Origin of the sequence: Pseudonocardia alaniniphila, from assembly GCF_022524485.1 — a bacterium.
GTDB lineage: Bacteria > Actinomycetota > Actinomycetes > Mycobacteriales > Pseudonocardiaceae > Pseudonocardia > Pseudonocardia alaniniphila.
On the sequence record NZ_JAKXMK010000073.1, the window covers coordinates 1 to 12,203 of the forward strand.

A 12,203-nucleotide genomic window follows, 5' to 3' on the forward strand; every position below is an offset into this window, starting at 1 on the left:
TGTCAGTCAGCTCCCCACGCCCTACCACCAGAGCATGATCATCTACCGCAGGTCACGACCCTTACAGGACACGCCCTAGCCGGACGTTTGCCGGGGTGCTGTCCGGACCCGACCGGCCGGTGTGGGAGACGAGGCCGAACTTCGTGGCCAGGACGACCTGGTCCCGACGCCCCGTGACGGCCCGACCCACCAACTCCTCGTTGGTGTAGGGCCCGTAGAGCTCGGCTGTGTCGAGGTGGGTGACCCCGAGGTCAAGGGCGCGGTGGATCGTCCGGATCGACTCGGCGTCGGCCTGGCCCGCGCCGGTGTAGAACGCCGACATCCCCATGGTGCCCAGGCCGATGCGCGAGACCGTGAGGCCGCCGAGTGATGTGGTCTTCATCCTGTGGACTTCCCTTCTCCGTTTCGGTTGGGCGACCCGCCACGCTGTCCCGGTCCGCCACCCTCTCGGCAACATCCACCCCAACCACTTCCATCCCGATCAGTACAGAAATAACTGCAGCACATCCTGCTGCCGTCGACGGTGAACGGGCTCATGTGGTGTGGGTCCGGGAGTCCGCCGGTCGGGCTTCGGCTCGCAGGAGTTGCTGGATCCGCCGGAAGACGTCGACCTGGGCGGGGTTGTAGAGCTCCCGTATCGCGGCTGCCGCGATCCGAGTGGCCGACCGCGCCCCACGCGGGGCGTCCGCGGGCGGGTCCGCCATCTCCGGGTGCTCGGCCTGGATCCGGCGGATGTGCGGGACCATGCGTTCGGCCAGGTCCTGGCGCGCTTCCTCGCCCGCGTCGGCTGGCAGGGCGTCGAACTCGCCGTCGGTTGGGTCGGGGGGCACGCTGCGCAACATCTCGGCATAGGCGTCCAGGCGCCGCGGGCCCAGCACCCGGGTCATGACGAGGACGAGCGCCCGGTCGGCCTCCGGCATCTCCGCGGCGCCGGGCGCCCGGGCGAGACCGGCGGGCAGGTCGGCGGGCGCGTGGTGCCTCAGGATCAGGCCGAGCTCCACGCGCGCCCGCTGCAATCGCTCGATAGTGGCGCCCAGCTCGGCGTCCAGGGTGCGCAGCGCCTCCCCCGGGTGGTGGTCGTCCTCGCCCAGCTCGGCGATCCGGGACAGCGAGAACCCGAGATCGACCAGGCGCTTGATGCGCAGCAGCCGGACCAGATGGGCGACGCCGTACTGCTTGTAGCCGTTGGAGCGCCGCCCCGGCTCGGGCAGCAGCCCGATCTCGTGGTAGTGGCGGACGGCCCGCAGGCTGGTCCCGGCGAGTTCGGCGATCTCCCGCGTGCTCCAGGCCATGGCCCCAGCCCACACCGTGCCCCGACGGCACGGTCAACAGGCGTTTCCGGCAGCAGCGTCACGTGCCCGGACCCACCATCGGCCGAGCACCGGTTCGTCTGCGCCGAGAAGCGTCCGCCCGGCCAGCACCGCCGGCGCGGGAGTCCTCGAGCGTGCCGCAGGGGCACGGTGTCTGCTCGACGTCATGTTTGATCAGACGCCCGCGAACGGTTCCGCCACTGGCGCGACCTCGTCGAGTTCCGCGACGTCGTCCGTAGAAGGACTACTACCGCAAGTACGTGCGCATGAACGAGAACGCCTACGCCGCGCCGCGGGGCGTCACGGTGCTCGACGCGTTCCGCTGAGCCCCGTCAGGCGGGCGGCCAGGCCCGCAGCGCGACGTCGGCGATCCGGTGCAGCTCGTCGGGCCCGGCTCCGCCGGCGGCCTGCACGGCGATCCCGTTCCCCACGGTCATCACGTACCGGGCGAGCAGCGCCGGATCGGACGTCGCCGGGAGATCGCCCTCGTCGCGGGCACGGCGGAACCTCGTCTCCAAACGGGAGCGGTCCTCGTCGCGCCGGGCGGCCAGCAGGTCACGGACGGATCTCTCCGCAGGCGCGGCGGCCAGGGCACCCTGGACCATGAGGCACCCGGACGGCCCCTCGGGCCGGGTGGTCGTGGCGACTGCGCCGTGCAGGAACGCCGAGGCCACGGCGCGGGCTGTGGGCTCGGCGAGCGCACGCGTCCCGTAGGAGGCGGGCCCGGCGGTGTAGCGTTCCAGCGCCTTGCAGAACAGGTCCTCCTTGTTGCCGAACGCCGCGTACATGCTGGTGCGGGTGATGCCCATCGCCGCGGTCAGGTCTGACAGGCTGGCGCCCTCGTAGCCCTGCTCCCAGAACACCCGCATCGCACGCTCCAGGGCGGCGTCCGCGTCGAACCCCCGCGGCCGCCCGATCGGCGCCCTCCCGGTGCCCGTCACCGTGCCGAGCATAGTCCGACTCCCGGCGACCTGTACCGTTCGGTACGGAAGCAGGATCGGTGGAGGAGAGGGCGATCGGCCGTGGCCTGGAGCACCCGTGAGCTGGCCGAGCTCGCCGGCACCACCCTGCGCGCGGTGCGGCACTACCACCAGGTCGGGCTCCTCGCGGAGCCGGAGCGGCGCTCCAACGGCTACAAGCAGTACGGGGTCGCCCACCTCGTCCGGCTGCTGCGGATCAAGCGGCTGGTCGACCTCGGGTTCTCGTTGGCACAGATTGCCGACCTAGGCGAACTCGACGACCATCCTGCCGAGGCCTTGCGCACCCTCGACGCCGAGCTCGCCGCGACCATCGACCGGCTGCAACGCGCCCGCGGCGAGCTCCGTGACATCCTCGACCACGCCGCGCCCACCGACCTGCCCCCCGAGCTCGCCCCCGCCGACCGCGTCGACCTGTCCGACGCCGACCGTTCGTTCATCGCGGTGCTCGGCCGCGTCATCGGCCCGCAACGCCGGCGGGCCTGGGCGGACATGCTGCAGGATCTCCCCGACGACCCCGTCGCCGCAGACTTCGACGACCTCCCCGACGACGCCGACGAGCCCACCCGGCAGGCCGTGGCCGAACGCATGGTCCCCTACATCCACGCCCTCCGCGCCCGGCACCCGGACCTGGAGAAACCGTATTCCGACGCCCCCCGCGGCCCGCGCTTCGTCGAGCGGACCGTGACCAAGGCCTTGCAGGACCTCTACAACCCCGCCCAGCTCGACGTGCTGCAGCGCGCCCACACCCTCATTCGCGAGGGACGGGGTACGCCGCCACCCTGACGGCGGCCGTGGTCAGCCCGACCCGGTTGCCCAGATGCCCGGCGAGGGAGCGCGGCAGCCCGTGGAGCAGCATGACGCCTCGACGACCAGCGGGCCGGGCACGGAGCATCGTCAGGCCGACGGCAGCAGCCGCGTGCTGCTGCGCCGGAACGCCCAGACGACGACCAGCGCGGCCAAGATGGTCAGCGGCCAGCCCATCGCGATCCGGGCGACGCCCAGCCAGCCGGTTTCGTCGCTGACGTAGAGCCACTGCTGCACGCCGAAGCGGGCACCGAACACAGCCGCCGCGGCCAGCGTCGCGACATCGTGGGCACGCAGCACCCGACGGTCGGCCCGCCAAGCATGCGTGCCCCCGTGCACGAGGTTCCACACCACGCCGCTCAACGGCCTCCGGGCCAGCACCGAGCCGAGCGCGACAACGAACCCGGCCAGGTAGGCCCAGATCCCGATGACGAAGAAATCGCGCGCCGACCCGGTCAGAGTGACGACGCCGATCGCGACGGCGAGCCCGAGCAGGCCGCCGGCCGCCAGGCTGAAGCGCTCCCCGCGCAGCAGCCGGTAGCCGGTGATGGCCATCCCCACGGCGATCGACACGATGATCGTCGACGGCAGGGACAGAAAGGAGTTGGCCGCCACGAAGACGACGACGGGGACGGCGGAGTAGACGAACCCCATCGGGCCACCCATCTGGTCGAGCAGCGTCGGCTGCCGCTCGGTGACGGGCGCTGGGACGACCGGCTCCTCGCCGGCCGGGCCGCGGTTGCGCTCGGTCGTGTTCATGTGTCCCCCTGGGTCACGTTCATCGGGTATGCCCAGGAAAGACCGTGCCGCAGCGGCACACTCAACCCGCTGTGGCGGGGACCACGTCAGGCGTCGCCGGTTCGGTGGTGCATCCCCTTTTTTGCGGGCTCCAGCGGAATGCTGGTGGGCCCGCACGGAGCCGGAGTCGATGCTGAAGCTCCACTCCGCGTTGCCGACCGCGTCGTCTTTGACGACCACTTCGTCGAGGATGCGTTCCCAGGTGCCGTCCGCGGTCCAGATCCGCAGCCGTTCGTGGGCGGTCTTCCAGGCGCCGTAGCGTTCAGGCAGGTCCCGCCACGGCGCCCCAGTCCGCAGCTTCCACCCGATCGCGTTGATCACCCGTGGTGACCACGCCATCGCCGACCCCAGCCCGTGACCGGCGGCAGCAACGGCTCGATCCGCGCCCACGCTTTATCCGTCAGCTCCCCACGCCCTATCACCCGAGCATGATCATCCACCGCAAGTCACGACCCTTACGGGACACGCCCTAGGGCACCCCGCCTACGTCTTCGGTGAGCAGCGCGGCCGCGCGTTCGGCGATGGCGACCACGGTGGCGTTGGGGTTCATGGACGGGATCGAGGGAATCACCGAGGCGTGGGCCACGCGTAGATTGCGTACCCCGCGTATCCGCAGCCGTGAGTCCACGACAATGCCGATCGCGCAGGTTCCGCCCGGATGGAACTGGGTGCTGACGCTGCGACGGACAGCTCCCGCCAGTCGCTGCCCGGCATAGGCAGCAGCTGGCTCGGCCGCCAGCGATTGAACGGCATCATGCATGACGCTTTACTGGTTCACGCCAGCCACTGCACGGACATTGCCCCTCGCGTTGCATTGATCGCGGGACAGCATTCGACGAGGGATTCAGCCCGTCGTTTCGTCCATATCCCATCTCGTCGCAGCGCAGTTCATCTGCACCCATAGAAGTCGATTCATCAATCGAGCCCAGGCATACGAAAATCAGGGATATCGCTAAAGATGGCACGATAAGAGCTACCATAAGGAGCATCGCGACCGCGTATCCGTACACCGGCCCGAATTCTCGAACGTCCGGTTGTGCCCCTCTTGCGCAGATAGCGACATTTAGAGCCGCCATTGCAGCGTCTGATACTCGCGACAGACGAACTGCGTTCCGCCTCTTCGACGCACTGACCATCCTGCTGATCACGGTCGCGAGCGCCTGGCTCATCGCCGTCGCGCTCGCGCCGGCGATCTGTTCGGCGTTGTCCCGGGGATCTCGACGATCAAGATGGCCGGGATCGTCGATCAACGACTGCAGCGAGTTCCTCAACCGTAAGCCGTTCGAGCGGGACTTCCGGCGAAAGACAAAATTTCGTCTAACGGGAGCATTGACACTCCTCTCCCGTAACTCCCTGAACCGCCCTGCCCTCTAGAGGAGAAGGATTGCTTGACTTCGGCCATCGTGACCGGGTCGTTTTGACGATAGTAGGCGGTTTCGGCTTCAGCGGGTGGGAGCATGCTGATCTCGCTGTGCAGCCGGCGGTAGTTGAACCCGTCGACGTATTCGAGGACGGCCAGTTCGAGGTCGTCAAGCCCTCGCCAGGGCCCGTGAGGGCGGATGAGCTCGGTCTTGAACAGCCCGTTGAAGCTCTCGGCGAGCGCGTTGTCATACGAGTCACCTCGGCTCCCGACCGACGACACGGCGCGGGCCTCGGCGAGGCGCTCGGTGTAGCGGACCACCAGGTACTGCACGCCCCGGCCCGAATGATGAACAAGCCCGGACAGATCGGTCTGTTGCTGGTGGCGTTGCCAAATTGCCATCTCCAGCGCGTCGAGAGCGAGGTCAGTGCGCAGGTGGGTGGCCAGCTGCCAGCCCACGATCCCGCGCGAGTAGACGTCGATGCTGAACGAGGATGTCGTTGGCCCGGCGCAACTCACCGACCTCGCGCTCCAACTCCTTGATCCGCGCCGCCTCGCCACTCGGAACACCAGTCCGCAAGCCGGCATCGACCTCTGCCTGCCGCACGTAGTGCCGCAACGCCTCCGGATTCACACCCAGCTGCTTGACCACCCGCGACAACACACCGCGGTCCTCCGGATCCTGCGCGCGGAGCCCCAACACCATCCGCACCCCCCGCTCCATCAACTCCAGCGGGTACTTCCCCCCGGCGCCGCCATAGCTCTGATCCTTCCCAGCTTCAGAGCCTCCACCTGAGCCGGGGCGGTTTAGATCATCACCGCCGTCCTCGTTATGGGATGGGACGAGGCTGAGGTTTACTACGGCCCCGGCGAGCGTGGCGGAAGCTGATCATCGAGCGCGTCGGCGCTCAGCACCTTCGACGTGGTGGGACGGCTGCTCGTTTGCGGCCCGGCCCTGCTCGTCACGACAACGGGCGTCCAAGTAGCACTAAGCGCACTCGCAGTGCTCCACCTGGCGGATGGCCCGGAGTTAGCGTCGGGGCCGTGCAGATCCTCGAGTACTCCGGTGGGGAGTATGAAGACGTCTCCAGTGAGATCTACATACCGGTGATCGCCCGAACGGGTCCCGACTGTCGCGGGCGAACTGAGTTCCACGAGCTCGGCGAGGCGCTGACACTCTCTCGAATACATTTCCGAGGACCGCTGTCGACGGTCCGGACCGACCGGATGGCAGCGAGGTCGTCTGCGGACGACGTGATGCTCTTCTGCATATGCAGGGCCGGCCAGGGTAGCGTCCGCCAGCACGACCGCTTCGTCGAGATGGCAGACGGCACGGGAGTGCTTGTCGAGGCGCGTGCCCCCTACGAGCGGGTCTCGTCGACCGAGGTCCGGACCCTGACCCTGTCGTTCCCTCGCAACCTGCTCCCGCTCCGCACCGCCGAGATCACCGAAGCCTGCGCGCGCAGCGTGGACTCCGCTTCCCCGACCATGCAGGTGCTGTCCGCATACCTCGGTCGGCTGTTCGAGGTCGCTGACGGCCTCACAGCGTCGCAGCGGCCTGACGCCGGGCGGGCCGCGATCGAGCTGCTTGCGATGGTGCTGCGGGACGTCACACCCTCGGTGCCGGGTGGGGACGGCCCCGGGGAGGTGTTGCTCGAGATGATGCGGATGCACATCCATGAAAATCTGGCCGACCCACAGCTGCGGGTCGCGGAGCTGGCGCGGCGGCACCACGTGTCGGTCCGTCACGCATACACCGCGTTCGAACAGATCGGGACCACCCCCGGTGCCTACCTTCGCGAGCAGCGGCTGCTCACGGCCCGGACGATGCTGTCCGACCCGAGGTACTCCCAGCTCGCGGTATCTCGCATCGCGGCTGCCGTCGGGTTCCGCGACCTCAGTGCGTTCGAACGGGCGTTCCGGCGGCAGTACGGGACGACGCCAGCCGGCTGGCGACGTGAGCAGCTGAGCAGGAAAAGCCGCCCTCGCTGAGGGCTCGGCCGGGGTCACGAGTGTGACCCGACGATCTCTCACAACGGCTCCATCTCCCGCCGCAACGCGTCCGCCGGCCCACGCACAGCTTTCAAGAGCGGGACCGCACACCGTTGGAGGCGGGCGTCGGCGACATTACTCATGATCAGCGCTCATGATGCCGGAGTCGGTTCAAGGCAACGATCGCTTCCGCGGGCCCTTTATTGGCGGCCAGGGTGTACATGGCGATTGCGTCTTGGATCCGACCGTGCTGCTCCCACACCGTCCCAAGAGCGTGGGCTCCGACACGGTCGCCTGCCTGTGCCGCGTACTGCCATCACTTGATGGCATTGTCATTGCGTTGCCGCTCCCAACACATGACACCGAGTACCGTGGCCGCCAGCCCGTACCCCGCCGTAGCCGCTTGGTACAGCATTGCCCAAGCCTCGTCTATTCGCCCCTGATCCTTGATTTGTATGCCCAGTATGCCAGCCGCCTCGGCACTTCCAGCCGCAGCCGCCTTGCGAAGCCATAGCTCAGTCTCTTCAGTGCGGTTCTGAACGTGGAGCAGCCTGCCGAATTCTAGGGGAGCATCGGACTGTCGGCGGAACGGGTCGTCCGACGACGGGCCGTGCATGACCTCCGACAGCCACTGATTGAACTCCTGGCACCGCCAGATGCACCGGAGGGCGTCGTCGGAGTAGCAGGCCAGGCGGCTGTCGTCGCCCTACGCGATCATCCTGACGCCGGCATCAGTGAGGATTTGCTGGGTCGATGCATGAAGCCGCGACATGACGTAGCAGTGTCACCACCCTTGCTCAAAGCACCTGGTGAGTGCCTTCGATCTGGTAGGCCACCGGAGCTAGTCTCGGGGTTGTGCAGATCCTCGAGTACTCCGGCGAGGAGTTGGAACACATCGCAAGTAGGTCTTCATGCCGATGATCACTCGGATGGGCCCCGACTTCCGCGGGTGGACGGCGTTTCAGGGGCTTGGAGGAGCCCTGGCAATCGCTCGAGCGCATCAGAGACAGATGTGGAGGTCTGTACCGACAGGATGGCGGCGAGAGTGTCGGACGACATCCGCCATCATTGACGAGCGCTGACCATGATAATCGGCCGTGTCCTCTCGGTCGCGAGCCGCGAGGGGAGTCGGCAATGGATGTTCACGAAGCGCTGCACACCACACGGATGATGCGGCGTCTGCACAGCGACCCGATCCACCCGCAGGTCAAGAAGCATCGTCCCCGCGCACGCGGGGGTCTTTCCCAGATCACCGCTGGAGACCCAGGCCCGGATCCTCGACGCCGCAATCGCGCGCCCAGCCGCGCGAACACCCAGCGGTGGCACTTTCTCGCAGTCGACGATCCGGCCACGAAGGCTGAACTCGCGACCATGTACCGCCGCTGCCGAGACCGGGTGTACGCCGACATCGAGGCCGGCCGGCTCGCCAAGCCAGTGAGCGACCCGGAAGCGCACGCCGAGACGATGCACGGGATCACGGCCTCCGGGGATTACTTGGTCGAGCACTTCGCTAAGATTCCCCTGGTGCTGTTCGCGTTCGTGTTCGACGACCAGGGCGGCGCGAACATCTACCCCGCGATTTGGAGGACCCTTCTCGCCGCGCGCGGAAGGAGTCGGCGGCACCATCACCACGATGCTGCGCTATGAGGCAGACCGCGTGATGCAGCTGCTCGAGGTGCCCCCTGAGGCGGGCTGACGTATGAACCATGAACAACGCCAAACGGTCACAACGACCAGATCGAAAAAGCAAATGTTCTTATCGTCGCAGGCATCTATGACCTGTTGGTCAGCGCGGACACGTGACCTGCGCTGGGTCATATTCGGGACGAAGTTTTCTCGTTGACGGGTTGCGGAAGCATATAAAACGTGACAATAATCCGAGCTCGTGAATAACATGCTGGAGAGCCTGTCGAGCGCGCAGCCTCTGTTGGATGCGAGCACGGCACCCGGGTATCCATCCCTGCCTTGGGTGGTAGACGAGCTCTTCAGCAGGATCGACGCGATGGACGTTGCGGCGATGGTCGGAATGTTTACCGACGGCGGTGCCTTGCGCTTCACCAACCAGGAACGCGTCGTGGCGCAAGCCACAGGCGCAGCAGGCCATCGAGGCACTCGTCGTGACGATCCGCGCGCTGAACCACGCGATCGCGAGCAGGTTCCGGGAGCTCGCCCGCATTGACTCCGCGGCTTGGAGGTCCGCCCTAATCTCAGCATCGGTGACCGCTTTCGGAGCGGGAGTGCGCCGTCCGGCCGCCTGTCACCGGCGGCAACAGGCCTGCGAGTCCGGCTTCCGGCCCTCGCGACCGGCAACGATGAACGACGACAACGACCCGGGCAACTGTCGCGCCCTGCGACTTCGCCAACCCACAACCACCACGGGAGAGATCTACATGAAGGTCGGCGCCAGCCTCTTCTTTCCCAACCAGAGCGACTGGCCGCGGTTCCTCGCGGGCGAGCGCGGCGAAAAGGTGCCGGGCCGCCCGGCTAAGCCGGACCACGAAGTGTGGTCGGAGAACCTCAAGGCGGCCCGCCTGGTCGACCAGCTCGGCTACGACTCGCTGTGGACGATCGAGCACCGTGTCGCGCCCTACGCGATGACCCCCAACCCGGTCCAGACGCTGTCCTACTGGGCCGGCGCGCTCGAGCAGGTCGACCTTGGCTCGATGGTCATCGTGCTGCCGTGGCACAACCCGCTTCGCGTCGCCGAGGAACTGGTCGTCCTCGACAACATGCTTGCCGGGACCGGCCGCAGCGTCAGCATCGGTCTCGGCCGGGGGGCGGCCCGGCGCGAATTCGATGCCCTCGGTCTCGACATGAACGAGTCCCGACAGCGGTTCAACGAGTCGGTCGAGATCATCAAGCGCGCGCTCACGACGGACCGCTTCTCCTACGAGGGCGAGATCTTCACCTACGACAACGTCGAGTTGCGCCCTCAAGCCCGCGACGGGCAGAGGATCGTGGATCACCTCTACTGCGCGGCCGGCAGCCCGTCGACGGTGCCGATCGCCGCCGGTTACGGGCTCAAGCCGCTGATCATTCCGCAGCGGCCCTACCCGGCCTACGTCGACGAGCTCAGGCGGTGGGGCGATTTCACCGCCGGCGCCGGCTTCGAACCTGCACGGCCCAGGGTGTCTGTGTGGTTCTACTGCGCGGCAACCGAGACGGAGGCCCGCGAGGCTGCAGCCAAGCACATGAGCGAGTTCAGCCAGAGTTCGATCGCCAACTACGAGTTGAACGGCGACCACTTCAACAACATCAAGGGCTACGAGCACTACGCCACGGAGGCCACGGTCATCCGGGAGGCGGAGGCGCGCGGGGAGGACCCGCTGACCGAGCACTTCCTCGCCGAGCACTGCTGGGGGACGCCGGAGATGTGCTACGAGCGCCTCAAGAAGATCAACGAATTGCTGCACACCGAGGAGATCGTGCTCCAGGTCTTCTACGGGACCATGAGCTACCAGCAGTTCAAGGACAGCGTGTCACTGTTCGCGAGGGAGGCGCTTCCCGCCGCCAAGGATCTGCCCCTGTACGAGCCACTGCGGTCAGGGGTGATGGCGTGAGGTCGCGGGCGCGCATCTGATTCCCTGCCCTGAGCGCACGTCGGGGGACGGGGACCGGAAACATCCGGACAACGTGTCCGCCGGGCACGTCACCCGGGTTCGCCGCTCGGGCCCAGACCGGGTAAACCGGCCTCAACGTCCCTTAGCCCCGCCCTCGTCGTGCACGTGCCGGTAGAACTTCAGCACCCCGCCCGCCCCGCACCGAGACCACATACAGGCCCGGTGGACATCCACCGCACCGTCAACGCCTCCAGCAACGTCTGCGTCGCCAGCCAGCACATGAACGTCGGCGCCCAACACACCGGACGCCGCGGCACCCTGCATCTCGACACGAACCTCGACCACGTCAATCGTCGACGGCACCCTCACCCGCACCACACCACTGACCCTCACCCCGGCGCAGCGAGTACGCCTGCAAGACGCCCAGATCGCCGGGACACCGCCCCAAGCTGATCACCAACCCGCCCGGACCCAACGCCGCGTCTCCGCCCGCGGCGACACCCAGATCATCGGCCACGAGTCCCGACCTACGGACACCGCGCGACAACCTCGACAGACACGTGACGTTCATCGAGCACTGACCACTCCGGAGGGACTGTCTGAAGATCGGTGTAACTGGTCCGACACGCCGAGCGCAGCTCGGGGGAAGGACCAGCTATGAGCGACACGATCGAGGGTGTGCCGGATCGGATTGATCAGCAGCAGCTCGCCCAGCAGCTTGTGGATGCTGCCCGGGCTGATGGGGTTGAGCTCGTCGGCCCAGGCGGGCTGCTCACGGGCCTGACCAAGACGGTGCTTGAGACGCCCTGGAGGCGGAGATGAGCGAGCACCTGGGCTATGAGCGTCACGACCGGACCGGGTGGGATGGGGGCAACTCGCGCAACGGCACCCGGACCAAGACGGTGTTGACCGAGATCGGGCCGGTGCAGATCGAGGTCCCGCGGGATCGGGACGCCAGCTTCGACCCGGTGATCGTGCGCAAGCGCCAACGGCGCCTGGACGGGATCGATGAGATCGTGTTGTCGCTGACCGCCCGCGGGCTGACCACCGGTGAAGTGGCCGCGCACTTCGCCGAGGTGTACGGGGCCAAGGTCAGCCGGGACACCATCTCGCGGATCACGGACAAGGTCCTGGAGGAGCCGGGCGAGTGGCAGAACCGGCCGCTGGACGCGATCTACCCCGTTCTGTTCATCGACGCGAGCCATGTGAAGGTGCGCGACGGGCAGCACACCTTCCGTCCCTTCTACGTGGTCATCGGCGTCACCGTGGACGGGCACCGCGACATCCTCGGGATCTGGGCCGGCGAGGGTGGCGAGGGCGCCAAGTACTGGCTGCAGGTGCTCACCGAGGTCCGCAACCGCGGCGTCGCCGATGTGTACATCGTGGTCTGCGACGGGCT

General features: G+C 67.5%; 10 protein-coding genes and 2 pseudogenes. 5 read left to right on the plus strand and 7 right to left on the minus strand.

Features of this window, described 5'->3' with window-relative positions; genetic code table 11:
- Nucleotides 1-79 precede the first annotated feature (79 nt).
- The 3 genes and pseudogenes from MMF94_RS42715 to MMF94_RS42725 form a co-directional block, all read right to left on the minus strand.
- Nucleotides 80-382: pseudogene (locus tag MMF94_RS42715) on the minus strand (aldo/keto reductase); the annotation flags it as partial.
- 151 nt (nucleotides 383-533) lie between these two features.
- On the minus strand, nucleotides 534-1,292 hold the full coding sequence (locus MMF94_RS42720; protein WP_241043224.1) for a MerR family transcriptional regulator: 759 nt from the start codon (nucleotides 1,290-1,292) through the stop codon (nucleotides 534-536).
- A 350-nt stretch (nucleotides 1,293-1,642) separates the two neighbouring features.
- A complete protein-coding gene (locus MMF94_RS42725) occupies nucleotides 1,643-2,251 on the minus strand; it encodes a TetR/AcrR family transcriptional regulator (protein WP_241043225.1) in 609 nt (202 codons plus the stop codon).
- Between the two features lie 81 nt (nucleotides 2,252-2,332).
- On the opposite strand from MMF94_RS42725, the gene MMF94_RS42730 reads away from it, so the two are divergent.
- Nucleotides 2,333-3,073 carry a helix-turn-helix domain-containing protein gene (locus MMF94_RS42730; RefSeq protein ID WP_241043226.1) on the plus strand — a complete coding sequence of 247 codons (741 nt, stop codon included), beginning with the start codon at nucleotides 2,333-2,335 and terminating at the stop codon, nucleotides 3,071-3,073.
- A gap of 111 nt (nucleotides 3,074-3,184) precedes the next feature.
- On the opposite strand, the gene MMF94_RS42735 is transcribed toward MMF94_RS42730, so the two are convergent.
- The 4 genes from MMF94_RS42735 to MMF94_RS44000 all read right to left on the minus strand — a co-directional run bounded on the left by MMF94_RS42735 (nucleotide 3,185) and on the right by MMF94_RS44000 (nucleotide 5,964).
- The gene (locus tag MMF94_RS42735) at nucleotides 3,185-4,282 is read right to left on the minus strand and encodes a DUF3159 domain-containing protein (protein ID WP_241043227.1); all 1,098 of its coding nucleotides are present in this window, start codon (nucleotides 4,280-4,282) and stop codon (nucleotides 3,185-3,187) included.
- Between the two features lie 79 nt (nucleotides 4,283-4,361).
- A complete protein-coding gene (locus MMF94_RS42740) occupies nucleotides 4,362-4,652 on the minus strand; it encodes a GMC oxidoreductase (RefSeq protein WP_241043228.1) in 291 nt (96 codons plus the stop codon).
- Nucleotides 4,653-5,159: 507 nt separating this feature from the next.
- Complete coding sequence (locus MMF94_RS43995) at nucleotides 5,160-5,711, minus strand: integrase core domain-containing protein (RefSeq protein WP_379660532.1); 552 nt, start codon at nucleotides 5,709-5,711, stop codon at nucleotides 5,160-5,162.
- Nucleotides 5,677-5,964, minus strand: a complete 288-nt coding sequence (locus tag MMF94_RS44000) for a transposase (RefSeq protein ID WP_379660531.1) — start codon at nucleotides 5,962-5,964, stop codon at nucleotides 5,677-5,679. Before MMF94_RS44000 ends, MMF94_RS43995 begins: the two co-directional genes overlap by 35 nt.
- 395 nt (nucleotides 5,965-6,359) lie before the next feature.
- Between MMF94_RS44000 and MMF94_RS42750 the strand changes: the two genes are divergently transcribed.
- The 4 genes and pseudogenes from MMF94_RS42750 to MMF94_RS42765 form a co-directional block, all read left to right on the plus strand.
- Entirely contained in the window at nucleotides 6,360-7,244 is an 885-nt protein-coding gene (locus MMF94_RS42750) for an AraC family transcriptional regulator (protein ID WP_241043231.1), read from the plus strand.
- A gap of 1,134 nt (nucleotides 7,245-8,378) precedes the next feature.
- Nucleotides 8,379-8,891, plus strand: a complete 513-nt coding sequence (locus tag MMF94_RS42755) for a hypothetical protein (protein WP_241043229.1) — start codon at nucleotides 8,379-8,381, stop codon at nucleotides 8,889-8,891.
- 470 nt (nucleotides 8,892-9,361) lie between these two features.
- The gene (locus tag MMF94_RS42760; protein ID WP_241043230.1) at nucleotides 9,362-10,804 is read left to right on the plus strand and encodes an LLM class flavin-dependent oxidoreductase; all 1,443 of its coding nucleotides are present in this window, start codon (nucleotides 9,362-9,364) and stop codon (nucleotides 10,802-10,804) included.
- A 657-nt stretch (nucleotides 10,805-11,461) separates the two neighbouring features.
- Nucleotides 11,462-12,203 (plus strand): annotated as a pseudogene (locus tag MMF94_RS42765) (IS256 family transposase); the annotation flags it as partial.